Annotated in this window: 27 protein-coding genes; 24 read left to right on the forward strand and 3 right to left on the reverse strand. The window is 41.5% G+C overall.

The window, feature by feature from the left end; genetic code table 11:
- Positions 1–167: 167 nt before the first annotated feature.
- A complete protein-coding gene (locus Q0376_RS00005; RefSeq protein WP_298702933.1) occupies positions 168–332 on the forward strand; it encodes a YvrJ family protein in 165 nt (54 codons plus the stop codon).
- A 257-nt stretch (positions 333–589) separates the two neighbouring features.
- On the opposite strand, the gene Q0376_RS00010 is transcribed toward Q0376_RS00005, so the two are convergent.
- The 3 genes from Q0376_RS00010 to Q0376_RS00020 all read right to left on the reverse strand — a co-directional run bounded on the left by Q0376_RS00010 (position 590) and on the right by Q0376_RS00020 (position 2713).
- Positions 590–1132 carry a DUF805 domain-containing protein gene (locus Q0376_RS00010; protein WP_298702934.1) on the reverse strand — a complete coding sequence of 181 codons (543 nt, stop codon included), beginning with the start codon at positions 1130–1132 and terminating at the stop codon, positions 590–592.
- Between the two features lie 202 nt (positions 1133–1334).
- Positions 1335–1850 (reverse strand): ECF transporter S component, encoded by a 516-nt coding sequence (locus tag Q0376_RS00015; RefSeq protein WP_298702935.1) that lies wholly within the window; start codon positions 1848–1850, stop codon positions 1335–1337.
- 2 nt (positions 1851–1852) lie between these two features.
- Positions 1853–2713 carry a pyridoxamine kinase gene (locus Q0376_RS00020; RefSeq protein ID WP_298702936.1) on the reverse strand — a complete coding sequence of 287 codons (861 nt, stop codon included), beginning with the start codon at positions 2711–2713 and terminating at the stop codon, positions 1853–1855.
- Positions 2714–3208: 495 nt separating this feature from the next.
- Here Q0376_RS00020 and Q0376_RS00025 point away from each other — a divergent pair, with 495 nt between their 5' ends.
- The 23 genes from Q0376_RS00025 (at position 3209) to greA (ending at position 26092) form a co-directional block, all read left to right on the forward strand.
- Positions 3209–4138 carry an ABC transporter permease gene (locus Q0376_RS00025; RefSeq protein ID WP_298702937.1) on the forward strand — a complete coding sequence of 310 codons (930 nt, stop codon included), beginning with the start codon at positions 3209–3211 and terminating at the stop codon, positions 4136–4138.
- Between the two features lie 11 nt (positions 4139–4149).
- Positions 4150–5043: an ABC transporter permease gene (locus tag Q0376_RS00030; protein WP_298703007.1), complete on the forward strand. Its 894-nt coding sequence runs from the start codon at positions 4150–4152 to the stop codon at positions 5041–5043.
- On the forward strand, positions 5040–6188 hold the full coding sequence (locus Q0376_RS00035) for an ABC transporter ATP-binding protein (RefSeq protein WP_298702938.1): 1149 nt from the start codon (positions 5040–5042) through the stop codon (positions 6186–6188). The genes Q0376_RS00030 and Q0376_RS00035 overlap by 4 nt, the downstream gene beginning before the upstream one ends.
- Positions 6185–7297: an ABC transporter ATP-binding protein gene (locus Q0376_RS00040; protein WP_298702939.1), complete on the forward strand. Its 1113-nt coding sequence runs from the start codon at positions 6185–6187 to the stop codon at positions 7295–7297. The genes Q0376_RS00035 and Q0376_RS00040 overlap by 4 nt, the downstream gene beginning before the upstream one ends.
- A gap of 82 nt (positions 7298–7379) precedes the next feature.
- A complete protein-coding gene (locus Q0376_RS00045) occupies positions 7380–8183 on the forward strand; it encodes a serine hydrolase (protein WP_298702940.1) in 804 nt (267 codons plus the stop codon).
- A 9-nt stretch (positions 8184–8192) separates the two neighbouring features.
- Positions 8193–9803, forward strand: a complete 1611-nt coding sequence (locus Q0376_RS00050) for a peptide ABC transporter substrate-binding protein (RefSeq protein WP_298702941.1) — start codon at positions 8193–8195, stop codon at positions 9801–9803.
- 245 nt (positions 9804–10048) lie between these two features.
- A complete protein-coding gene (locus Q0376_RS00055) occupies positions 10049–10978 on the forward strand; it encodes an LD-carboxypeptidase (RefSeq protein ID WP_298702942.1) in 930 nt (309 codons plus the stop codon).
- A 78-nt stretch (positions 10979–11056) separates the two neighbouring features.
- Positions 11057–12244 carry an amidohydrolase gene (locus tag Q0376_RS00060; protein ID WP_298702943.1) on the forward strand — a complete coding sequence of 396 codons (1188 nt, stop codon included), beginning with the start codon at positions 11057–11059 and terminating at the stop codon, positions 12242–12244.
- 94 nt (positions 12245–12338) lie between these two features.
- Positions 12339–13895 carry an ABC-F family ATP-binding cassette domain-containing protein gene (locus Q0376_RS00065; RefSeq protein ID WP_298702944.1) on the forward strand — a complete coding sequence of 519 codons (1557 nt, stop codon included), beginning with the start codon at positions 12339–12341 and terminating at the stop codon, positions 13893–13895.
- 100 nt (positions 13896–13995) lie between these two features.
- The gene (gene folE, locus Q0376_RS00070) at positions 13996–14586 is read left to right on the forward strand and encodes a GTP cyclohydrolase I (protein ID WP_298702945.1); all 591 of its coding nucleotides are present in this window, start codon (positions 13996–13998) and stop codon (positions 14584–14586) included.
- A complete protein-coding gene (gene folP / locus Q0376_RS00075) occupies positions 14555–15388 on the forward strand; it encodes a dihydropteroate synthase (RefSeq protein ID WP_298702946.1) in 834 nt (277 codons plus the stop codon). Before folE ends, folP begins: the two co-directional genes overlap by 32 nt.
- 1 nt (position 15389) lies before the next feature.
- A complete protein-coding gene (folB, locus tag Q0376_RS00080; RefSeq protein WP_298702947.1) occupies positions 15390–15752 on the forward strand; it encodes a dihydroneopterin aldolase in 363 nt (120 codons plus the stop codon).
- Positions 15752–16267: a 2-amino-4-hydroxy-6-hydroxymethyldihydropteridine diphosphokinase gene (gene folK / locus Q0376_RS00085; RefSeq protein WP_298702948.1), complete on the forward strand. Its 516-nt coding sequence runs from the start codon at positions 15752–15754 to the stop codon at positions 16265–16267. Before folB ends, folK begins: the two co-directional genes overlap by 1 nt.
- A gap of 304 nt (positions 16268–16571) precedes the next feature.
- Complete coding sequence (gene ftsL, locus Q0376_RS00090; RefSeq protein WP_298702949.1) at positions 16572–16913, forward strand: cell division protein FtsL; 342 nt, start codon at positions 16572–16574, stop codon at positions 16911–16913.
- Between the two features lie 94 nt (positions 16914–17007).
- Positions 17008–17487, forward strand: a complete 480-nt coding sequence (locus tag Q0376_RS00095) for a S1 domain-containing RNA-binding protein (RefSeq protein WP_298702950.1) — start codon at positions 17008–17010, stop codon at positions 17485–17487.
- A 53-nt stretch (positions 17488–17540) separates the two neighbouring features.
- Positions 17541–18437 (forward strand): phosphatase, encoded by an 897-nt coding sequence (locus tag Q0376_RS00100; protein WP_298702951.1) that lies wholly within the window; start codon positions 17541–17543, stop codon positions 18435–18437.
- Between the two features lie 54 nt (positions 18438–18491).
- A complete protein-coding gene (tilS, locus tag Q0376_RS00105; RefSeq protein WP_298702952.1) occupies positions 18492–19940 on the forward strand; it encodes a tRNA lysidine(34) synthetase TilS in 1449 nt (482 codons plus the stop codon).
- Positions 19937–20476 carry a hypoxanthine phosphoribosyltransferase gene (gene hpt / locus Q0376_RS00110; RefSeq protein WP_298702953.1) on the forward strand — a complete coding sequence of 180 codons (540 nt, stop codon included), beginning with the start codon at positions 19937–19939 and terminating at the stop codon, positions 20474–20476. The genes tilS and hpt overlap by 4 nt, the downstream gene beginning before the upstream one ends.
- A 135-nt stretch (positions 20477–20611) precedes the next feature.
- Positions 20612–22570 carry an ATP-dependent zinc metalloprotease FtsH gene (gene ftsH, locus Q0376_RS00115; protein WP_298702954.1) on the forward strand — a complete coding sequence of 653 codons (1959 nt, stop codon included), beginning with the start codon at positions 20612–20614 and terminating at the stop codon, positions 22568–22570.
- Between the two features lie 79 nt (positions 22571–22649).
- Positions 22650–23633, forward strand: a complete 984-nt coding sequence (locus Q0376_RS00120; RefSeq protein WP_298702955.1) for a biotin--[acetyl-CoA-carboxylase] ligase — start codon at positions 22650–22652, stop codon at positions 23631–23633.
- 1 nt (position 23634) lies between these two features.
- Positions 23635–24402, forward strand: coding sequence for a type III pantothenate kinase (locus Q0376_RS00125; protein ID WP_298702956.1), 768 nt, complete (start codon positions 23635–23637; stop codon positions 24400–24402).
- A complete protein-coding gene (gene dusB / locus Q0376_RS00130) occupies positions 24386–25381 on the forward strand; it encodes a tRNA dihydrouridine synthase DusB (protein WP_298702957.1) in 996 nt (331 codons plus the stop codon). Before Q0376_RS00125 ends, dusB begins: the two co-directional genes overlap by 17 nt.
- Positions 25382–25618: 237 nt before the next feature.
- Positions 25619–26092, forward strand: a complete 474-nt coding sequence (gene greA / locus Q0376_RS00135; protein ID WP_298702958.1) for a transcription elongation factor GreA — start codon at positions 25619–25621, stop codon at positions 26090–26092.
- Positions 26093–26099: the final 7 nt, after the last annotated feature.

Consider the following 26099-nt stretch of genomic DNA (forward strand, 5'->3'; position numbering starts at 1 on the left):
CGTCCGCTACAGGACGCCTTTTTGCATTGTGCATAGTGTATAACTTGTATTGTGCATAGTGTATAACTTGTATTGTGCATAGTGTATAACTTATATTGTGTCATGGTGTATAGTTTATATAGTTGACAAAGTATTTCTTTTGTAATGTATATTACAGAGGAGGTGTTATGATGGAAGAGCTTTTGACGGCAGCGGCTAATTATGGATTTCCTATGGTAGTGGCATCGTATTTATTACTTCGCTTAGAGCAGAAAATGGACTCCCTCAGTGAATCGATTACAGAACTAGTTACTACCTTAAGGGCACAACAAGGCATGAGGCAAAGTAAGTAGAAATCCAAAGCAAGCAAGATGTGTAAGCATTGAGCGTTATAAGCAGGTAGGCGTTGAGCACATGGGGGTATAAAAAGCCCTAGATGCATTAGCTGTAATGTATCTAGGGCTTTTGTTGTACCTATATGAATAATTTTTGTGGTTAGATGTAATGTGCCAATGGGTCTAATGTACCAATGACTAATGTGTCATTGACTAGTGTACCAATGACTAATGTATCAATGACTAACGTGTCATTGACTAATGGATTGATGATTTTACGTATTAGCCGGTTTGCGCCGTGCTGTACGACGTTTTGGTTTATTTGAATTAGGCCAAGTTGGGGGCAAGCCATAAACATTGGGCTTAGGACTACCAGGAATGAATAAGAGGAAACCATTCACTGTCCAGGTAATGAGCAAGAATATAAAGTTAAAGGATTTTATATTGCTATATGGATAGGTGAAAGCCATGAGTAGGCACCAAAGGATACCTACAAGGCCGTGGATATTGAGGTCTTGAAAGCGACGTGCATAGAGCACGTAAAAAAATGTAAGTAAAATACAATGGCCGAAAAATGTGAGTGTTTTCACGGCATAATAGGAAGCCAACACAACTACATTTTCTGTCATAGTGGAGATTAAATTGTTAAAAAAGCCTGAAACTACAGTGAGGCCAATGAGTCCAATTAAGAATTGTAAGCGATTTAATCGACCTTGTAAGGCTAAAATTTTTATTTTATGCGTATAGGCCCAGCGTGTAATGGCTAAAGCCAGTATGCCCATCAAGAGGGTGAGACCTATATTTATCCAAATATCCATGCAATCGTCCTTTTCAACTATACTTTTAATTCTATAATTATAACATAAAATGAAGAACAGATAAAGAAAGGAGCACAGACCTAAGTCTGCGCTCCTTTTTGTGTATAGGAAAGATGGAATATTTTATTAAACGCACTGAATTTTAAACTGTTCGCTTCTGTTGTTGAGGGGCCAGCTTATTTTCCATTGCGAAACATCCGAATTATTTCCGATTACGAATGCTCCAAATAGCTGGGATTAAGAAGATGGAAACAAGAAAGCCCACCCCGCTAGTAATAAAGCTTGCTGGTAAGCGAACAATAGCCATTTCATAACTATTGTATACATCGGCCCAGGCTACGAAATATCCGGCAGCAGTCCAAATAGCACCTAGCACAATGGCGAGGATGATACGAGCAAAGAGTGCTTTGGTTAAGGCTTTCTTCTGAGGCCATAAGCCTATTACAATATAACCCACTAGAAGGCCACAAATACCTTTAATGACAATAGAATACAAGGTATACACATATTTGCCTGCAATCATATCGAAAATGGCTGATCCTAAAGCAGCGGAGATGCCACCATAGATACCGCCAAAGAGTGATGATATGGTGAAGAGTGCCGCCGATCCTAGATGTACCATGCCACCGGTAGGTAGGGGAATAAAAATAAATGTAGCCAACACCATTAAAGCAGAGAGCATACCAATATATACAATATCACGGATAGAGAATTTCATGATTATGCCTCCCGTTTAACGAGTTTTGTAAGCTCGCCTAGTAATGGTTCGAATAAGAGACCATTTCGCATGGATCCAATAGTATCATGAGTATATTTTACTGCATCAGTTGTAAAATTAGCAGCAATGGTAGCACTTTCATGGGTGGAATAGCCTTGTAATAAGCAGCCTGTTAATACAGCAGTAAAAATATCACCCGTACCATGAGCTTTTACTGGCACTAGCTTGGTGTTAATGAAGTCTAAGGAATTGGTTTCTCCATCGTAAATGGCCACGACTGCCTTATCTTCATGAGGTACACCAGACATGATGACATGGCGTGGTCCCATTTTGTGAAGGCGTTCACAAATCATACGAATTGTGTCATCGGTCACTTTTTTTGGTTCATATGGCAAGTCCAATAGGAAGGTTGCTTCGGTGTAATTAGGTTTAATAATTTGAGCATGGCTAATAAGCTTACGCATTTCTTCAATCATTGTTTGATTGTAAACGGAGTATAAATGACCATCGTCAGCCATAGCTGGGTCTACGATGATGGGTGTCTGTTCATTGCCAAAGCGCTCAATGGCTTCGATAACAATGTGGATTTGTTCAGGAGAGGCTAAGAAACCACTTTGAATGGCATCAAAGGTAATGTCATTTTTTACCCAACAATCCATAAATGCACGAAGATGTTCGGAAAAGTCGACCATTTCATAATGCTCATATTCTAAGTGATTACATAAAAGAGCTGTTGGCAATGGTGCTGCTTGAGACCCTAGGGCACTAATAATAGGCATGGCCACGGTTAGGGAGCAACGACCGATGGAGCTCATATCTTGGATAGATAATACCGTTGGAACTGGATTTTTAACTGAATTCATAATAAGCCTCATTTCTGTATGTTAAATTTCTATTAGTATTGTAAAAAACATAGTGTCATGTGTAAATATACAGAAAATTAAAAATGAATAGGACAGATTGGGGCAGTACAATAAATTTGAACGCCTTACTCAATGAAAGTATTACATATAAATGAAACTATTATATAGAGATGATACGCCTTATACATATGATAAAGGGTATATATACATATTAAGCAGTATGTGTAGCATTTAAAAAGTGCATGTAAATTTTAAGAAGTGAATGCAAAGGTATATGAAATGTATATATTATACAAAATTTTAAGTATACTGGAATCTTGAGGGAGTATTGTATAATAGGGAAGTGGATATAAATGATAATGGACGTAAATAATAATGGACGTAAATGATAGTGGACATAATTGATAGTGAGCATAAATGGAAATGTTCATAAATGACAATGTTTATAAATGACAATGACTATACTATAGTTAGGTATTGAGGAGTGTGACGCTTGTGGCACAATATATAGTTAAACGATTATTGGGGGCGCTCGTTGTAATGTGGGCGATTATTACCATTACTTTTTTGTTAATGAGAGCTATTCCTGGGGGACCTTTTACAGAGGAAAAGAAATTACCGCCTCAAATTAAGGCCACCATTGAAGCGACTTACCATTTAAATGATCCGCTGTGGCAGCAATATACAGATTATATGAGTCATGTGGCACAATTTGATTTAGGACCATCGTATAAATATATTGGGCGTAGCGTAAATGAAATTATCGGTGAAAGTTTTCCTATATCAGCTCAATTAGGTTTTGGTGCGTTAGCCTTTGCTTTAGTAGGGGGCCTCTTAGCTGGTATAGGCAGTGCCTTACGTCCCAACACTTGGCTCGACTATATTATCACCATTGGGTCCACCATTGGTATATCAGTACCGACCTTTATTATTGGTGCTGTGCTGGTGTATTGGCTGGGTTTTGTATGGCCCATTTTTCCTGTAGCCTTGTGGAAAGGGCCGGCTTACATGGTGTTGCCCATTATTACATTAGGGGCGCAGCCTATGGCTTTTATAGCACGTTTGATGCGGAGTACTATGCTAGATGTATTGCAACAGGAATATATTAAGACAGCTCGTGCAAAGGGCTTAAGTATGTACCAGATTATATGGAAGCATGCGCTGCGCAATGCCATTTTACCGATTCTTACTTATATTGGACCTTTGGCTGCCGCTCTTTTAACGGGGAGCTTTATTGTGGAAACCATCTTTGCGATTCCTGGTTTGGGGAAATATTTTGTAACCTCCATTTATAATCGCGATTATACCGTTATTTTAGGGGTAACCATTTTTTACAGTGCTTTAGTAGTCGGTTTTAACTTATTGGTGGATTTAATATATCCTTTAGTAGACCCACGGATTACTATGGAAGAGGAGGATGCATGATGAAATATACAATGGATGATTTTGCACCCTTAGGCGCTGTAGATCAAGACGATAATCAAGTATATATAAAGAGGCCTTCACCATGGCAAAGGCTTAAGCAAAATCGCTTGGCTTTAGTCGGTTTATGCATTATTGTGTGCATGATTGTGTTAGCTATTATAGGGCCGTGGTTTTCGCCTTATACCTATGCGGATCAAAATTTAGCTTTGGCTAATGAGGCGCCATCCAGTGACCATTGGTTTGGCACTGATACATTGGGGCGTGATATATATGTACGCGTTGTATACGGTGCGCGCATTTCCTTAGCTGTAGGCTTTGTGGCAGCGGCTATTAATTTAGTGATTGGTGTTGTTTATGGTAGCATTGCTGGCTATATGGGGGGCAAAGTAGACCGTCTTATGATGGGTCTAGTAGACATACTTTATGGTATTCCTTTGCTTTTGTATGTAATTTTACTTATGGTTGTTTTATCGCCTGGTTTGACATCTATTTTTCTTGCTCTTGGTATTGCCTATTGGCTTACCATGGCCCGCATTGTGCGAAGTCAGATTATGGCTCTTAAAAATGAAGAATATGTTTTAGCGGCGCGTGCTATGGGCGTGTCAAAATGGCGTATTTTATTTCGCCATATGTTACCTAATTGTTTAGGCCCGATTGTAATTACTATGACGCTAGCAATTCCAGAGGCTATTTTTACAGAGGCTTTTTTGAGCTTTATTGGCCTTGGTGTTAGTGCACCGATGGCCAGTTGGGGCGTACTTGCTGCAGAAGGGATTAACTCCATGCGATCCTATCCATTTCAGCTGATTGCGCCAGCCTTAGCAATTGGGATTACCATGTTAGGCTTCACTTTCTTTGGCGATGGCCTTCGCAGCGCATTAGACCCTAAGGAGGATGTAAAATGAGGAATATAGTCACCTTAGAGGATTTACATGTCACATTTAATACATTTTCAGGCCCTGTTTCAGCGGTTAGGGGCGTGTCCTTGCAATTGAGACCTGGTGAAGTACTAGGCCTTGTGGGGGAATCAGGTTGCGGTAAGTCGGTTACCTTACAGGCTCTAATGGGCCTCTTACCTCGCACGTATGCTAAACTGAATGTAAAACAGTTAGCCCTTGATAAACAAGATTTGACCGATGCTGATGAGCATACTTGGGAGCAGCTTAGAGGTACCACTGTAGGCATGGTCTTTCAAGATCCTATGACAGCGTTAAACCCTTTGCTTACGATTGGCACGCAATTAAAAGAGTCTGTGGCGCTATATAAAAACAGAAATCGCCAAACAATTAGTACTGAGTCAGCTAGTTATGAAGCGATTGAACCAGAACTTTCTAGTACGGAAGCAATTCGTGTTGACACAACTAGTACAGAAACTAGTAGTACCATGAACACTGATTCTACAGCTAGTGGCGGTGGTTCAGTTTCGTCTGGACTAACTGCGCAAAGTGATGACGAAATTTGCATAGACTTATTAAAAAAGGTGGGCATAGCTGATCCAGCGCGGCGGCTGAAACAGTATCCTCATGAGCTTAGCGGCGGCATGCGCCAACGCGTGGTTATTGCCATGGCCTTGGCGGGACGTCCTAAGCTATTGCTAGCTGATGAACCCACCACAGCCTTAGATGTTACTACAGAGGCACAAATTCTATTACTTTTAAAAGAATTAGTGGCGAAAGAACATATGGGGATGATTATTATTTCCCATAATTTACGAGTTATTGCACAAGTCTGTGAACGAATCGCTGTAATGTATGCCGGTCAAATTGTAGAATCTGGCTCTGTGGTGGAATTAATAAATGGACCTTTACATCCTTATTTACAGGGCTTGCTAGGGTCCTTGCCAACGAAGGACAAAAAAGAATTAATCGCCATTGGTGGACAGCCACCAGATAGTTTGCATTTACCTACAGGTTGTGCTTTTCATCCTAGATGCTCAAAGGCGATGAATATCTGCGCTAGGGAGATGCCTTTACTACAACATGTTAAGGGCGCTGGTGAAGAGCGGCAATTACGTTGCTGGTTGCAAGCTAAAGAGGAGGTGACGCCATGAGTGAAGGAATAAAAAATACGTATCAAAGTAGTAATGCCGAATATAAGCCTATGGACATGGGGTCTTTGAAGAATTCTAATGAGCGTCATGGACTACCTGGGAACCGAGGGCTGGACACTGCGTCTGAAGGGGGGCGCACTGCTTCGATTCATGAGACTTCTGGCTATATTTGGCGAACCGAATCGCTGTGTAAGCATTTTTTAGCGAAGCGTCATTTTTTTGATCGGTCCCCACAAGTAGTTCGCGCCTTGGAGCAGGTTAGCTTATATCAAAAAGTAGGTGAAACTTTAGGGATTGTAGGCGAGTCAGGGTGTGGTAAATCTACTTTTGGCCGCACTTTAATGGGCCTATATCCTAAAAGCAGTGGTCGCATTTGGGTAAAAGACCGTGAAATTATGAGTGAAGATGATGGGCGATTTGTGCTCCAACATATTCAAATGGTCTTTCAAGATCCCTATGCATCACTCAATCCACGTATGACAGTGCGACAAATTTTACGGGAGCCCCTTACGGTTCAGGGGGCCTGGTCTAGGGCAGAGCAAAATGAATTAGTAGAGGCTGTGTTACATGAAGTGGGGCTCTCTAAATCACAAGGCGAACGATATGCTCATGAGTTTAGTGGTGGTCAACGGCAGCGTATAGGTATTGGGCGTGCATTGATTAGCAATCCGGAATGTATTATTTGTGATGAACCCATTTCTGCATTAGATGTGTCTATACAGGTGCAGATTATAAAATTGCTGGCTCGTTTACAAGAGGAAAAGCAAGTGGGCTATGTTTTTATTTCCCATGATTTAAACATGGTGCGCTATATGAGTCAGCGCATTGCGGTTATGTATTTAGGTCATGTTGTGGAAGAAGGAACGACACAGGCGGTATACGAAAATCCACTTCATCCTTACACACAGGCTTTAATACGGCTTAATGCCCCTTTAGCGGCACCTATGACGATTGGGCCGGTCCTAGAAGGTGAAGTACCAAGCCCTCTTGATGAAGTAGTGGGCTGTCCTTTTGCACCGCGCTGTCCTGAAGCACAGCCTATTTGTAAAGAGAAAAGTCCTTCCTTAACATTGAAAGGGCCGCAACGAGTGGCTTGTTGGCAGCGATAGGAAGATAAATCGCTAAGAAGATAAATCGATAGGAAGATAAATCGATAGGAAGATAAAGGGATGGGAAATAATAGGAGACTGTATGAATGAAATGTTAAAGAATGCCCTAGACGAGGTCATTGAAACGATGGCTCCAACCGGGCATATATCGTATTTAGTAACTGAGCTGCATTCCGAGGGTGGCTTTACGACTCTTTGTGCACGGCAGGAAGAGGCGGTGCACGCTTCGGCGAGCATGATTAAAGTATTAATTATGGCTACCTTATTTCACCAAGCACGAGTGGGAGCACTTTCGTTAGATGAGGTAGTAGCTCTTCATGAAATACCCCGCGTCTTCGGTGGTGGGGCGCTGCAGGAATTAGGCGAGAATCACAGTTTTACATATTTAGAATTATGTCGATTAATGATGGTGCTCAGCGATAATTGGGCCACCAATTTACTGATTCATCGCCTAGGCTTTGATGTTATAAATGAGTATGCCCGTTCCTTAGGGCTAAATCAGACTCATTTAGAGCGTTTCATGATGGATGGAGCCGCTAGAGCGGCAGGTCTTGAAAATAAAATGACTGTTCATGATTTGATGATTTTGTATGAGACTTTGTATACATATCGCCAAGAACCATCTATTGGCAGTGAAATGTGGGCCATTTTAGGACGTCAGCAATTTCGTGATAAATTGCCCTTTTATTGGGGGGAAGAGCAAGTATTTCACCATAAGACAGGCTCTTTGGAAGAAGTGGAACATGATGGTGGACTTTTACCACTGGGGGCGCATATGTATGGAATGGCTGTGTTTATCTCGCAAGTGCCTAATGCAGAGGGGATACAATTAGGAGCTCGACTAGGGCGAATTATTAAACAATGGTTAGAGGCTAGGCTAGCATAGGAGGGGACGATGGATTCATATAGAAGAATTATGGCGCGGTGGGTCGTGCTGTTCAGTGCACTCTGTTTGTTAGTGGTCTTTTTAGGCGGCTGCCGCTCAAGTGATGCTGTACCGCCTAATACGCTGCGCCTCGCTTTAGAACAAGAGCCATCTACTTTAGATCCTGCAAAATCATCCACGTTACCAGAATCTATTGTAGAATTGGCTGTATTTGAAGGGCTCACTCGGTTAAATGATAAGGATTTGCCTGAACCGGCCATGGCGCAGTCATGGTCCATATCGGCAGATGGTTTAGTATATACATTTCATTTGCGACCAGACGCCACTTGGTCTGATGGTGTGCCCGTAACAGCTCATGATTTTGAATATGCTTGGAAGCGTGTTTTAAATCCTCAAACAGCGGCCGGTAATGCGTACATGCTATATGTGTTAAAAAATGGTGAAGCCTATAATACGGAGAAGGCCACGGCTCAAGAGGTAGGAGTAAAGGCGTTAGATGACCATACATTACAGGTTGTATTAGAAGCGCCAGCCCCTTATTTTTTAGGCCTGACGGCGTTTCATGCGTACTATCCAGTGCGCCAAGATATAGTGGAAAAGGCTCCTCACACTTGGGCTACTAAGGCGGATACCTTAATTGGCAATGGTCCTTTTGTGCTTACAAAATGGATACATAGTGGGGAACTTAATTTTGTGAAAAATGAACGCTATTGGGATGCTGGTGCTGTTAAACTAGCTGCCATGGATTGGCCTATTAGTGAATCTCAAAGTACGCGCCTAACTCTTGCTGAAGGGGGCGCTGTGGATATGATGGTGGAACCGCCCGTATTAGATCAAAAGCGATTAACGGAAGCGGGTTTGTTTAAAGTGTCTCCTTCTTTGGGCACGTACTATTATGTGTTTAATGTGACCGCACCACCTTTTGATGATCCGCGAGTGCGTAAAGCCTTTTCATTAGTTATTGATCGTCAAGTGATTGTGGATACGATTGTGCATGGTGGTAAAACGCCAGCCTATGCCTTTGTACCGCCGGGATTAATGGATGAACAGAGCAAGGTGGATTTTAGACAAGCTGGTGGAGATTTAGTGTCCCATGATGTGTCAGCTGCTAAGGCATTACTAAAAGAAGCGGGTTATGGCCCTAATAAGCCATTGCCGAAGGTGACAATTTTATATAATACTAATGAACTTCATAAGGCTATTGCTGAAGCAGTTCAAGCGATTTGGAAAAATGAATTGGGCGCTGATGTGGAATTGCAAAATCAGGAGACGAAGGTCTTTATGTCTAATCGTGAGGAAGGCCATTATCAGGTGGCTCGTGCATCGTGGGTGGGGGATTATGTTGACCCTCAAACCTTCTTGGATGTATTTTCTGATGAAGCCAATGATGCGCAGTATCACAGCGCGGCCTATAATGACATTATGGCACGAGTCCATAACACTACTAACCCTGTAGTGCGCCAGCAGCTCATGCATGAGGCGGAACAGATGCTGTTTGATGATGCTGTTGTAATTCCTATTTATTTTACAACTACCCCTTATGTGGCAAATGATTCTATTGGAGGTTATTTCTGGTCCAGTCTGGGCATTGTGGATTTTAAAACGGCCTATAGAAAGTAGTTTGTGCATAAACTGAATTTTGTTACGCACACTGTGGATAGAAAGTGGTTGGTGTATAAACTGCACATTGTTCATATATTTTGTGCATAGAAATTGAATTATGTATATATTGTTCATAAAAATGTGAATAAAATTATATTGTGAATATATGTTGTGTATAAATTTGTGTTGTGAATATATGTTGTGTATAAATACTGTGATTAAAAAACAGTAGTATTTTATTTAGTTTAGCGGTGAGGATGAGTATGGATTGGTTACAACCTAAGCGCTTAGCGCCTGGCATGGTATTGGGTTTTATTGCACCTGCATCGAGTACAGAGGAGGAACTTACCGCCATTGAGGATATAGCATGCGCTCGTGGGTATAAAGCTGTATTTGGCAAGACTTGTTATAACAAGGGACTCTATGGCGGTACACGGTCGGAACAAGCTGCTGAGTTTAATGAGTTTATGACAAACGACAGTTGTGATGCGGTTATTGCCCTTCGCGGTGGTTATGGCTGTGCACGATATGTGGATTTGTTAGACTATAAAGGGATTAGAAAAAAGCGAAAACCTTTTGTAGGTTATAGTGATTGTACGGCACTGCATTTGGCGTTACATCGTCATAGCCGTCTAATTACCTATCATGGCCCTATGGGCGTTGATTGGGTGCAGCCCAAACGTGAATCGGATTTAGATCATCTATTTGACCTTTTAGAAGGTCGTACTACCGTGATAGAGCCTTTGCCTGAGCCACCGCGCGGCTATATAGGGGCTCAAATGGCAGAAGGCCGTTTGCTCGGTGGTAATTTGGCTATTCTCTGTAGTTTAGGTGGCACAGCCTATGTGCCCACTGTATCGATGTGGAAGGATGCTATTTTATTTATCGAAGATATCGGAGAGCCTCCGTATAAAATCGATCGCATGTTACAACAGTTGCGTTTGCAAGGGATTTTAAAAGTTGTAAAAGGGGCCGTTATTGGGAATTTTATGAATTGCGAAGACCTTGATGATATGGATTATGATATAGGTGCTCATGTGTTAGCTTATATGGAACAAGATCGGCCGGGCAGTGAGGCTCAGCCCTTTGTGTGCTATGCTCCTACTGGACATGGCACGCCCCACTGGGCTTTGCCTTTAGGTCAATATGTGAGTTTTCGTGCCATATCTAATACATTGGTACTGGTGCCGTAAGGTCAAGGTAGTTTTTTAGTTTTCGTATAGCCCCGGCAAAGTCGTATTAATGTTTTAGTAGTAAGGATGGTCATACAAATGGATGAAATGAATCGATTAGGAGAGCTCACGGCTAATGAAGGCGTACAAGATAAAATCCGTATTGCCTGTGCCGCTATAGATGCTATAGGGGATGATTTAATTCAGGTCGGACAGTATTTGCATGCCAATCCAGAAGTAGGGCAAGAAGAGTTTAAAGCGGTGGCCTGTATTAGTGATTTTATGAAAGCGCATGGTTTTGCTGTTCATGAAGATGTAAGTGATGGGACCATTCCGGAGCTTCGCACCTCTTTAGGAGCGCATAAAGGCGATTTTAAAGGGGCTTTTAAAATGGCCTTTCTTGGCGAATATGATGCGTTACCAGATTTGGGGCATGGTTGTGGACATAATTTAATAGCCCCTATGAGTATGGGCGCTGCCATTGGATTTGCAGCCGCTGAACCAGGGGCTTTGACGACTTTTTTTGGATGCCCTGCGGAAGAGACCATCGGCGGTAAGGTATATATGGCAGAGGCTGGGGTTTTCAAGGGCTATGATGGCGCTTTGTTAACCCACCCGAGTGATGCTAATGAATTAGGTGGCTCTTCTTTGGCGAGCCATCCTTTAGAAGTGACCTTCTTGGGGCGGGCCGCTCATATTGCAGCGCCAAAGGGCAGTGGAATTAATGCTTTAACTTGTTTGGTAGATTATTATCAGCAGGTACATGAGTTAGTTGGCATCTGGGGTGATAAAGCTTTGGTAGGGACGATTATTACTGAAGGTGGGGTGGCGCCCAATATTATTCCTGAGCGCGCTACCGTACATATGACAGTGCGTGCTAAAACGGTAGAATTTTTAGAGCATACGATGATTCCTGCGTTAAAAGAATTAGCACAGCACTGCAGTGAAGTGCATGGCACGAAGGTGAAGTATCGTCATTATGAGCCTTTATTTAAGAATTTAGTGGAAGATGTAGGCTTGCAACAGATTGCCAAGTCGGTTATGACACTGTGGGGCGAAGAACCATCAATTTTGCCCCCTGATGTAGCAGAAGGCAGCACTGATGTGGGCAATGTATCTCACGAAATTCCTACGATTCAATTGAGTTTACAAATTGGACATCACATAGGTCTTCATACGCCGGAGTTTGTTGCGGCAGCACAGTCTGAGAGAGCGTGGCAACAACTTTTGAAAGGGGCCAAGATAATGGCTACTACCGCTATTATTCATAAATCCCTCAGATTTTGACAGGCCTATAAAATACATGTAAAATATAATCGTTAAAGCGAAGCCGTCTTTAAAGACGGCTTTTCCATTATGTGTATAAGTTGGGAGATGACGAATGAGCGTATTAACTGTGTCTCATGTGACCCATGGTTTCGGTGCCCGTCAGATTTTAGATGATGCATCATTCCGTTTATTAAAGGGCGAACATGTAGGTTTAATCGGTGCTAATGGTGAAGGTAAGTCTACCTTTTTAAATATTATTATTGGCAATATTTTGCCTGATGAAGGAACTGTTACTTGGTCTAATAAAGGTACTGTAGGGTACTTGGATCAGCATAGTGTACTTAGTGAAGGGCAAACGATTCGAGATGTATTGCGCGATGCATTCAGCGATCTTTTTGATTTAGAATCAAAGCTTCAAGATGCATATAATGAAATGACTGATTGTACGGAAGAGCGCATGAATGAACTCTTAGCGAAGACTGGTGAATGGCAAGAAGAGTTGGAGCAGCGCGGGTTTTATGAAATTGATGCCACTATTGAGCGCACTGCCCAAGGGCTGGGCTTAGTCGATATTGGATTAGACCGTTTAGTTAATGAATTAAGTGGTGGCCAGCGTACGAAAGTATTGCTTACGAAGCTTTTATTACAAAAGCCAACCATTTTATTATTAGACGAGCCTACTAACTATTTAGACGTAGAGCATATTGAATGGTTGAAAAATTACTTGCAAAACTATGAGAATTCTTTTATTTTAATTTCTCATGATATGGAATTTTTAAATGCTGTTGTCAATGTAATTTATCATATTGAGCAGGCAAAATTAACTCGTTATACGGGCAATTATGAACAATTTTTAGCAGCCTATGAAGTGCAGCGCGAACAGGCGATTAAAGCGTATGAACGACAACAACAAGAAGTGGCGCGTATGGAAGATTTCATCGCTCGCAATAAAGCTCGTGTAGCGACGCGTGGCATGGCTAATTCTAGGGCTAAGCGTTTGGAGAAGATGGAGCTATTGGAAAAACCAAAGGTGCATTTGAAACCATCTTTCGGCTTTAAAGAAGGCCGTACGCCAAGCCGCTTTATTGTGGAGGCTGAAGATTTGGTATTGGGCTATAATGAAGCCCTTACAAAGCCTGTAAAGGTTGTATTAGAGCGAGGTCAAAAAGTAGCTGTGCGGGGCGTTAATGGCCTAGGGAAGACAACACTATTAAAAACATTACTTGGCATGATTCCCGCTTTCTCGGGTAAGGTAGAGCGTGGTGATTTCTTGCAAGTAGGCTATTTTGCTCAAGAAGATGTGGCTAATAATGATGTGACGGCCCTTGATTATATTTGGAATGCCTATCCATCGCTTACGAATAGCGAAGTGCGGGCGGCACTTGCTCGTTGTGGTCTTACGAATGAACATATAACTAGCCAGATGCGCGTGTTATCTGGTGGTGAAAATGCTAAAGTGCGACTTTGTAAATTAATGCAAGATTCGTATAATGTATTAGTTCTTGATGAACCAACTAATCATTTAGATGTAGATGCGAAGGGTGAATTAAGCGAAGCCTTACGCCGATTTAAAGGAACGATTTTATTAGTTAGCCATGAGCCAGAATTTTATCGTTCTTGGATTACTGATGAATGGAATGTAGAGTCTTGGACTACTAAAATCGTGTAAGGTCTAAGTCGTTTTTTACATCGCAGCGAATGGGCATAGCAGAGAATAGGCATAGAGAATGGGCATTATATAGCAAGTATGCTAGAGAAGGAGACGGATTATGAATCAGCAGGCCCAAGAGGGAATTGCTCAATTTTTAACAGCATTGGGCATAGATATAAAATCAGAAGAGATGAATAAGACACCAAGTCGAGTGGCCGCTTTGTATGAATCCTTATTTGCCGGCTTAGGACAGTCCACCAAGGACGTGTGGGGTGATATATTTACATCTGAATCAAAAGGGCTTGTGGCCATTACGGGGATTAATTATTACTCCATATGTGAACATCATTTGATGCCTTTTTTTGGTACTGTTGATATTATTTACCAACCTCATGAAGGACAGGTTGCGGGCATTAGTAAATTTGGCGATGTAATTAATGTGCTAGCCCATCGACCGCAATTACAAGAGCGTTTAACCATGCAATTAGCCGATGCCATTGAACAGGAATTAGGGGCTGATGGCGTGCTAGTGAGAATGCGAGGGACCCATATGTGCATGCTTGTAAAAGGGGAATTTCCTCAAGGAACAGTAGTACAAACTTTAGAATGCCGCGGTGTATTAGGAAATGCAGGGCCGCTTCGCGATGAGGCGTTAGCCATGTTAGGAGGAACAGTAAATGCTCAAACGACGCAGTTATCAGTGGAGTGATGGAAGACGCTTAGAATTAAATAATCGGACTTTGATTATGGGAATCTTAAATGGTACACCGGATTCATTTTCTGATGGTGGCAAGTATAATACACCAGAAACTGCTGTAGCCCAAGCTAAAGCCATGGTTGCAGCAGGGGCGGATGTAATTGATTTGGGTGTAGAATCTACGCGACCAGGGCATACTCAAATTTCAATAAGTGAAGAGATTGAGCGCATGGAATTATTATTGCAACCTGTAGTGAATGCGTCTTCTGTGCCCGTATCAATAGATACGTACCGTGCCGAAACAGCTGATTATGCCCTCAGTCATGGGGCTCATATATTAAATGATATTTGGGGCTTACGTTATGACCGCGATATAGCCGCAGTGGCAGCAAAGCATAATGTGCCCGTTATTATTATGCACAATCAGGACAGCACTGATTACGGTGATATTATTGAGGATATGAAGGCATTCTTTTTCACTTCCATTGATTTAGCCTTAAAGGAAGGGATTAAACCGCAGAATATTTGGCTTGACCCAGGTATCGGCTTTGGTAAAACAGGGGAGCAAAATATTGAGGTTATGCAACGCCTCGGTGAGCTTACGGCATATGAATATCCCGTCTTATTAGCGGCGAGTCGCAAGCGTTTTATTGGGGCGATTTTACATGATTGTGCTCCAGATGAACGGGATGAAGGCACAGTAGCGGCCTGTATTACTGGTGTTATTCAAGGCGTTGATATGGTCCGAGTACACAATGTAGACATGCACAAAAAAGCTTTGTCTGTAGCTGATGCATTATTAAGAGGAGTGTAATATGGATAAGATTGTATTAAAAAACATGGGCTTTTATGGTTACCATGGCAATTTAGACTCTGAAAATTCGCAGGGACAGCGTTTTTTTGTGGATGTAACAGTTGTAACGGATTTAACGAAAGCAGGGCAATCTGATTCATTAGAAGACTCCATAAATTATGTAGAAATATATAATACTGTGGAAGCTATTGTTACGGGAACACCACAAAAGTTATTAGAACGGGTCGGCACTTTAATTGCCGATGGCCTTTGGAATACCTATCGTGGTATTGTAGGTCTTGCTGTATCGGTGAGAAAACCAGCTGTGCCCATTCCCGGCATGCTAGATTATGTGGAAGTAACAATTACAAGAGGCCAAATGTAGTGAAGACTTTTGAGAATGAAGCGGAGTTCTTAGGCAAGGCGGACTGTACATATTTTTTAAGTGTAGGATCTAATTTAGGCGATCGGGCGGCTTTTATTGAAGGTGCTGTAGCAGGCTTAAAGGCCCATCCGCAGATTCATAGGGTGGGGCATTCTTCTTGGTTAGAAACGGAACCTTGGGGGAATACAGACCAAGGAGCCTTTTTAAATGGTGTGATTCAATTAACTACAAATCTTACACCAGAGGCCTTGCTCAATTATATGCAAAGTTTAGAGCAGGCGGCCGGTCGGCAACGTATAATCCATTGGGGGCCTCGCACACTGGATTTAGATATTGTGTGGGCTCAGACCCTCGACGGTAAGCCCCTTAAGTATGAGTCAGAGCGCCTTACAATTCCTCATCCTTATATGTGGGACCGCACCTTTGTATTGGAACCCTTGATGGAGTTATATCCAACATTTCAATTACATGGCGAGACTATCAGAGAGCGCATCGCGTTCTTAAAGGAGCAGTAAATCCTTTGGGGGCTTGGCAGGTAGTGGTAGTTTATACGTTACTATAAAATGATGGTTTGTATAGTGGCATAGAGGTGATGGATTGTATAATGTCATAGAGATGATAGCTTGTATAGTGTCATAAAATTGATGGACTGTATAATGTTATAAAGATGATGGCTTGCGTAGTGCTATAAAATGATGGATTCCATAGTGTTATAAATTGGTTCAAATATTTGCCTGTGAAGGTGGATAAATTTATTAGAGAATGTATGAGTCCTATGCTATAATAAAAGCGCTAATAGTTTAACAATGAGGTGCTTTTATGTTAGATAAACAAAATCGAGAAACTCAACAAGAAAGCCCGGTAAAAAAACAAACTGCTGATCAGATGCATAATAAGCGCGAGCAATTTATGACCGTTTTAAATTGGATTGCCATTATTCTTGTTATTGCCGCCATATATTCTTTGGGGCGCACTGGCTATGAATGGTATCAGGTGGAGCAGCAGAAAAAAGAATTACAAGTGCAGATTGAAGAGTTAAAAAAGAAAAATGAACAATTAGAGCAGGAAAATGCCCAGTTACAGGATCCAAAGGCTATCGAAGCGGTAGCAAGGGAAGAATTAGGACTTGTTAAACCAGGCGAAGTTCCATATGTTAAATAATTGTTGACAAGGTTTTTTACTGACCTATATAATTAGTTTGCGTGCATAATTTGATGCAGTTGTATTATTAGAATTAGGAGGACATTGGGTTAGCATGGCCATTGAAGTTGGTAGTGTTTTAGAAGGCACAGTTACGGGAATTACAAAATTTGGGGCGTTTGTTGATTTAGGAAATAAACAAACAGGTTTAGTTCACATCTCTGAGGTTGCTAATGAATATGTTGAAAATATTCAAGATTTCCTTAAAGAGCAAGATACAGTCAAAGTAAAAGTTCTTAGTGTTGATGAGAAAGGCAAAATTAGCTTATCTATTAAGCAAACACAGCCTAAAGCGCAAGGAAGTCAACCAAAGGTTGAGCAACGAGATGTTCGTGAATTCCGTCCACGCCATAATGAAGGGCATAACCGCAACTCATTTGAGGGCAATCGTCGCAATGCGTCAGGCCGCAAGAGCAATGGACTTTCCTTTGAGGATAAAATGAGCCGCTTCTTAAAAGATAGCGAGGAGCGCTTAACTGATTTAAAACGTAATACTGAATCTAAACGTGGCGGTCGTGGAGGTCGCAGAGATTAAAAAACTGAGATGATGCGTAACGGCATCATCTTTTTTTCTATGGAGGAGACAATATGACAGACACTAAAGTGGCGATTATTGATTTAGGCTCGAATTCATTTCGACTCTTACTGGGGGAATATAAACATAATGAATGGCATAATGAGCCTAAAATACTTTGGCGTACTCGTTTGGGGGCGCGCCATGAAGATGGGCGCATTACTGAAGAGGCTTGGCAAGGCGGGCTCCAAGCATTGCAGGAGATACATAGTTTAATTGAGGCATTTGGTGCCACAAAGGTCATCGCTTTAGCTACGAGTGCCATTAGAGAGGCTCCGAATGGGGCTGAGTTTATGGAGGCTGCAGGTAAAATCTGTCCTATGGAAGGGCGTATTTTAACTGGTGAAGAAGAGGCTCAATATGGTTTTATAGGTGCTATTGGACAGCGCTTGCAAGATGGTCGTCATTATGCCATTATCGATATAGGCGGTGGCAGTACTGAAGTGGCTCTTGGCTTTTTAGATGAAGTATACTGGAGCCGCTCCTATCCCATGGGGGCGGTACGTTTGCAACAGGCTTCAGAAGAAGATCCGCAAGCTGTATGGCGTGAAACACAGCCTTGGTTTGATCCTTTGCCTATTAAGGGGAACTTTGGTGAATTTGTAGCCATTGGCGGTACGGCAACGACTTTGGCGGCCATGGATTTAAAGATGACGGACTATGACAGCAATAAAATTCAGGACCATCGTTTAACTCGTGAAGCGGTGGAACTAATGATTATGGATTTGCGAAATATGTCCTATGAAGAGCGTTGTAATGTACCAGGCCTACAACTGAGCCGTGCTGATATCATTGTAGCTGGTGCAGAGATTTTGACGTCCTTTATGGATACGTATGAAATTCCTTCTGTACTCGTTAGTGAGCGTGATGGCATGGAAGGAATTGAAGAAAGTTTAGTGGACCATAAATAGATTTATAGCTAGGTGGGATAGTTTTTTTGACCCGGGCTGAGGAGAGTGTTTCACTTGGATACGATTACAGACTTTAATCGAAAAGTATTGCAATATGAATTGCAGCATAAAACGGTGCCACCTCATAGTAGTGTACTAGTAGCTTGCTCAGGTGGCCCTGATTCGGTGGGCTTACTTTTTTGGTTGGCACAGTTTAAAAATAAAACAGCCCATGGCAATCTACGTTTAGGCATTGCTATTATAGACCATTCCCTTCGTGAAGAAAGTCGGTCTGAGGTAGAGCTAGTACAACAATATGGAGATGAATTAAATATTCCTGTATATGTGAAGGTCATTGATGCTCAAAAAGAGGCTCATGCGGCGCATAAATCAGTGGAAACAGTCAGTCGTGAGTTGCGATATGAATTTTTCGATTATATTATGGCTAAAGAAGGCTATGATTATTTGGCAACAGCCCATCATTTAGATGATCAAGCAGAAACGATTTTAGCTCATTTATTGCGAGGGAGTGGCACCAAAGGACTTACTGGAATGTATCCCTTATTAGGTCATAAGTGGCGGCCATTTTTAGGTGTAACAAAAAAAGAGATTCTTCAATTTGTCAATGCCTTAGGCTTAACGGTAGCCTTTGATAAAACTAATGAGGAGACCACGTATAGTCGCAATCGATTGCGTTTAGAAGGAATCCCCTATTTGAGACAGTATAATCCGAATATAACGGAAACCTTAGCTCGTCTTGGAGAAGCGGTGCAAGCTGATGAGGACTATTTAACATCGCAAGCGTTAAAAGCCTTAGATGACATAGTACTTCAAAGGCCTTTGGAAAGCCCAAGTACCAAATGTGGTTTAAAGAAGCGTCATAAAGCTGATGAAATCACCGGCAGCACACAGTGTCTGTGGACATTGAAACGAAGTGAGTTACATGATATGCCTGAATCCTTATACTATCGTATATGGCGTTATATTATGGAACAGCTTCACTTAGGTGGAACATTTAGTATGGCGCAAGTAAAACAGTTGCGTCAAATTACTGGAGGAGATTCACCGAAACAAATTCGTCTTGGACAGGTGAAGGTTGTGGCACAATATGGTATAATACAAGTTGGACATTTTACATCAGAAAAAATGAGTGCCACCTATTCGATTCAATCAAAACGATTGGTCCCTTGGCGTGGTGCTGAAGAAGCAGTCCCCCTTGCACAGGGAGAGGAAATTTTAATTCCCTCTACTATGGCTCCTGACGGGCCTATATTACGACGGCGCCGTGAGGGCGATCGCATAGCATTGCGACATAAAGATGGTCGCATTTGGGGGCATAAGAAGTTAAAAGATTGGCTCATTGATCGTAAAATTCCAAAAGAACAACGAGACCATATGTGGTTTTGTTGCTCTGAGCGTATCGTATTTGACAGTTTAGACAATGTAAAAACTAAGCCCCTCATTGTGTGGGATGAAGAAGCGACTACCTATTGGGCTTGTTCCATTAAGGAGGAACTATTATGATGGATTCAATTAAGGAAGTACTTATCTCTGAAGAGGCCTTACAACAACGCGTAAAAGAGTTGGCCAAACAAATTTCAGATGATTATAAAGGAGAAGAGGTTGTCCTCGTTTGTGTGCTAAAAGGTGCCGTTATGTTTTTTGCGGACTTAGCGCGTCATGTGGAAGGGGATGTGACCTTAGATTTTATCTCCTGTTCTAGTTATGGCAATAGCACTGTAAGCAGCGGTGTTGTGCGCATTATGAAAGATTTAGATAAACCAGTGGATGGTAAACATGTTATTGTTGTAGAAGATATTGTTGATACAGGCAATACGCTTCATTATTTACTTGAAAATCTAAAATCTCGTAATGCTAAATCAGTGCGCCTCGTAGCACTCCTTAATAAGCCAGATCGTCGTACGGCAGAAGTTAATGTGGACTACCAAGGCTTTGAAATTCCAGACTATTTCGTAGTTGGCTATGGTCTAGATTATGCTGAAAAATTTAGAAATTTACCTTTTGTAGGAATTTTAGATGAGAAAGTATATCAAGACTAAGTTAATAGATTGTATATCGAGTCAAATTGTGATAATATGATGGACAGATATATTTTACTGTTTTGTATGTAATTACTTGTATTTTGTAAGAGTAAAATCATATATGTTTTGATTTTGTTTGAAAGGGGTAAGAGATTGGGCCGATTTATGAAAAACGCGCTGCTCTACGTGTTGATTATTGTAGCGGCAGTTACAGTCATTAATTCGTTTGCCGGTTCGAATTCGACTAGGTCAGAAATTAGCTATACAGCCTTTATGAATCAGGTAAACTCTGATAAAGTAGCTAAAGTAACGATTACTGATAATCATGCGATTGTGGGGGCTTTGAAGAATGGCACGGAATTTAGTTCCTATGCGCCATCTGATGCTACCATGTTAACTACATTGAGAGAAAAAGGCGTTGAAATTACTGCAAAGCCATCAGAGCAACCATCTTGGTGGATGCAATTACTTAGCTCCGTATTGCCAATTTTCTTGTTAATTGGTGTATGGTTCTTCATTATGCAACAAACCCAAGGTAGCGGTGGTCGCGTGATGAACTTTGGCAAAAGTCGTGCGAAGATGCAAGGCGAAGGTAAAGTTAATGTAAGCTTTAAAGATGTAGCCGGTGCAGATGAAGCAAAACAAGAATTAGAAGAAGTAGTAGAATTTTTACGTAATCCAGGCAAGTTTAATGCCATTGGTGCTAAGATTCCAAAAGGGGTTCTATTATTTGGCCCTCCAGGGACAGGTAAAACCTTGTTGGCCCGTGCTGTAGCAGGGGAAGCGAAAGTTCCATTCTTTAGTATTAGTGGTTCTGACTTTGTGGAAATGTTCGTTGGTGTTGGTGCATCTCGTGTGCGTGACTTATTTGGTCAAGCTAAGAAAAATGCACCATGTATTATCTTCATCGACGAAATTGATGCAGTAGGTCGTCAACGTGGTGCTGGTCTTGGTGGCGGTCACGATGAACGTGAACAGACACTTAACCAGTTACTTGTAGAAATGGATGGTTTTGGTGCTAATGAAGGGATTATTACCATTGCAGCAACAAACCGCCCTGATATTTTAGACCCTGCATTATTACGTCCAGGCCGTTTTGACCGTCAGGTTACTGTAGATAAACCAGATTTCCGCGGTCGTGAGGCTATTCTTAAAGTGCATGCGCGCAATAAACCATTGGCGGATGATGTGAACTTACAAATTATTGCCAAGAAAACTCCAGGCTTTACTGGTGCTGATTTGAGCAATTTACTTAATGAGGCTGCTTTATTAGCTGCTCGACAGAATCGTAAGAAAGTGTCTATGGCAGATTTAGAAGAAGCTAGTGAAAAAGTAAGTTATGGTCCAGAACGTCGTAGTCATGTAGTGAGTGATAAAGAACGTCGCTTAACAGCCTACCATGAATCTGGTCATGCAATTGTGGCACATTTGTTACCGGAAGCTGATCCAGTACATAAAGTAACAATTATTCCACGTGGCCGCGCTGGTGGTTATACTATGATGCTACCAGTAGAGGAACAAAATTATATGACTCGTGGCCAATTATTGGCTCGTATTCGCGTTGCTCTTGGTGGGCGCTGTGCTGAGGCATTAGTACTTAAAGAAATTAGTAGTGGTGCATCGGGTGACTTACAACAAGTAACGAATATTGTACGTCATATGATTACTCGTCTTGGTATGAGTGATGAATTAGGCCCATTGGTGTTTGGTGAACATCAAGAACAAGTATTCTTAGGTCGCAGTCTTGGCCATGAGCGAAATTATGGTGAAGCTGTAGCTGAAAAGATTGATGCAGAAATGCATAAACTTGTTTCTGAAGCATATAATGATGTAATGCAACTTTTAGCAGATAATATTGATTTCCTTCACAATATGGCAAATGCCCTTCTTGAAGAAGAAACAATCGACCATACTCAAATTGAAAACCTTTATAATTATGGTACTTTGGATAATCCAAATCAAACAGAACCAGAAGATGAAGGCAAAAGTGAAGCTAAAAGCGCCCTAGAAGCAGCTGGCATTATTGTGCCAGACTCAATTAACAGTGGTGATGTTAAGTCCTCAGTAGATCCTACTGCAGGTGAACATAACACTGATAAATCATCATACTAGTCATAATAGCCTCATCGGTATACGCCGATTGGCATAGAGCCGCCGGTAGGCGGCTCTTTTTCTTAAAAGGAGGTTTCCTATGCGAGATGCGATTTTAGAATTATTGAAAGAGCATAAAGGGGAGTTTGTATCAGGTCAAACTATGTCTGATACATGTGAAATCTCGCGTACAGCGATTTGGAAACATATTGAAGTGTTGCGCCGTCACGGGTATGAAATAGAATCCTTTACAAAAAAAGGCTATCGCTTATTAAATGAGCCAGATTTAGTAGGACCATTAGAAGTGGAGCCCCATTTACAGACTAAGACTTTTGGGCGTCATTATGAGTATGCGGCCCAAGTGGAATCAACTAATTCAAAAGCTCGTGAATTGGCCATGGATGGCGCTGTAGAGGGCACAGTAGTAGTAGCAGAGGAGCAAGTTGCTGGTCGTGGTCGCATTAATCGGGGCTGGTACTCTCCCTATGGCAAGGGCTTGTGGTTTAGTTTGATTTTACGCCCGCCCTTTTTGCCTCTAGAAGCGCCTAAATGCACCCTTATGGGGGCAGTGGCCTTAGTAAAAGCCTTTAAGAAATTAGGCCTTACTACGGCGGGGATTAAATGGCCTAATGATATTTTAGTGGGGACACATAAATTAGTGGGTATCTTAACTGAAATGAGTGGTACCATGGACCAAATTACCTATATTATTATGGGCATTGGAATCAACATGAATAGCACTAAAGATGAGCTGCCAGATGAGTTAAAGGATGTGGCAACTTCCTTTGCGATTGAAGGTCTTACTGTAGATCGTCGAGAGGCCTTTGCTGTTATATTAAAAAGCTTAGAAGAACAATATAACAAGGTACTTAAGGAAGGTTTCGGTAGCACCTTAGAAGAGTGGAAACAGTTTAGTGTTACTTTAAATCAAAATGTAGAAGTGCGAGCCCCAGGGAATACCTATGAAGGTAGGGCGATTGATTTAGACCAAGATGGTAATTTATTAGTAGAACGATTAAATGGTAAAATTGAACGAATTGTAGCTGGCGATGTATCGATTCGCCCTGCAAAAGTTGGAGGATGACATGTTATTAGTTATTGATGTGGGAAACACCAATATTGTATTAGGCGTTTATAATAAGCAGGAATTAGTGGGCCATTGGAGAATCTCCACCAATAAGGCACGTACAACAGATGAATATGGCGTGCTTATTATGAATTTATTTTTCCATGACCAATTAGTGGAAGCGGCTAATATTGATTCTATTATTATTTCGTCTGTAGTGCCACCTTTGATGCCAACGTTAGAACGGGTGTGTTTACGCTATTTTAATGTAAAACCTATTATAGTTGGACCTGGTACTAAAACGGGGATGGCTATTAAATATGACAATCCACGCGAAGTTGGGGCAGACCGCATTGTTAATGCGGTGGCAGCGTATGAAAAATATGGCGGTCCAGCTATTATTATTGACTTTGGTACGGCCACAACCTATTGTGTTATTTTAGAAAATGGGGATTACATGGGTGGTGCCATTGCGCCAGGCATTCAGATTTCCGCGGAAGCTTTATTCCAACGGGCCGCTAAATTACCTCGTATTGAACTTAAAAATCCTGGTCATGTAATTGGTCGGGCAACGGTGAGTTCTATGCAGTCTGGCGTACTTTTTGGTTATGTAGGACAAGTGGAAGGCATTGTAAAGCGAATGAAAGCAGAACTTCCGGAACATACTAAAGTCATTGCTACCGGTGGTTTAGCACCACTTATTAGCAATGAAACGAATATTATTGATCACATTGAGCCTATGCTCACATTAGAAGGATTACGATTATTATATGAACGAAATAAATAAAACTTGGCACATTGGTAATGTGCCGATTCATGGGCAGGCTATTTTAGCGCCCATGGCAGGAGTAAGTGACATTGCTTACCGTTTGTTAGCCAAAGAATATGGGGCTGCTTTAGTTTGCACTGAAATGGTCAGTGCCATGGGGATTCAGTATAAAAACGAACGAACTGAAGACTTATTATTTATGGAAGCAGTAGAACATCCCGTGTCCATGCAAATTTTTGGCTCAAAGCCAGATGTTATGGCTAATGCGGCGCGCGTAGTTGCTGAGGCAGGGGCGGATATTGTGGATATTAATATGGGCTGTCCAGTGAAAAAAGTAGTCAGTTCTGGGGATGGCTCCGCACTGATGAAAACACCTGAGCTCGCTATGGCTGTAGCTAAGGCTGCAGTGGACGCAGTGGATGTACCTGTAACCGTTAAGATGCGCATAGGCTGGGACGAAAGTTCTATTAATGTAGTGGATTTTGCTAAGCGTATGGAATCTGTTGGGGTTGCTGCAGTTGCCGTGCATGGCCGAACGAGGGAGCAAATGTATATGGGCCGCGCCGATTGGTCTTATATTAAGGCTGTTAAGGAAGCACTTCATATACCTGTCCTTGGTAATGGCGATATTACTAGTCCTGAGGATGCTAAGCAAATGTTAGACGAAACTGGCTGTGATGCCATTATGATTGGTCGAGGAGCGCAAGGGAACCCTTGGATTTTTAATGAAATTAATCATTTTCTACGAACTGGTGAAACACTACCTAGACCGACAGCATTAGAGCGTCTTCGTATGTTAAAACGGCATTTTGAACTGCTCTGTAAATATAAAGGTGTAGATACTGGTGTGCGAGAAATTCGAACTCATGCAGGCTGGTACATAAAAGGCTTGCCTGATTCAGCTCATTGGCGGAGTAAAATCAATGTACTCCACACAGTTACATCATTTAATGCTCTTTTGGCGGATTATGAGGCGGCATTATTGGGTGAAAAGTAAGTTAGCATAAATAAATGGGGTACGTTATGGGAAGAGAAAAAATTTGAATGTCTATGACGAGTTGACTTTAGTATTTCTTATTGATATAATACTGTAAACAATCAGACAATAATATAGAAATTAAGAAGGTGTCAATTATTGGCACTTTTCTTTATAACTATTTTTATAAGTCATTGTATTTTTACTTAGTTGTTGGTATAATTATTTCAAGATTATATTAAAAGGGGTTATAAACTGATGGCAGAAGTTAAAGAAACTTTATTGACCGCAGAAGGTTTAAAGAAGTTGGAGGAAGAATTAGCATATTTCAAATCGGTACGTCGAATTGAAGTTGCTGAACGTATCAAGATTGCTATTGAGTATGGTGATATTAGTGAAAACTCAGAATATGATGATGCAAAGAATGAACAAGCATTCATTGAAGGTCATATTATTGAATTAGAAAATAAAATTAATACGGCAAAAATCATTGATGAAAATACCCGTAAAAATGTTGTGTCTGTTGGTAGCAAGGTTAAATTGCTCGACGTTGAGTTCGATGAAGAAGTGGAATATGTAATTGTAGGTTCCTCAGAAGCGGATCCATTTAACAATCGCATTTCTAATGAATCTCCATTGGGCAGTGCAATTTTGGGCAAGAAGAAAGGCGCTGAAGTCGAAGTTAACACTCCAGATGGTGTAGCGACTTACAAGATCTTAGCTATCAATTAAGCCATAA

Source organism: uncultured Veillonella sp., assembly GCF_937981445.1.
GTDB lineage: Bacteria > Bacillota > Negativicutes > Veillonellales > Veillonellaceae > Veillonella_A.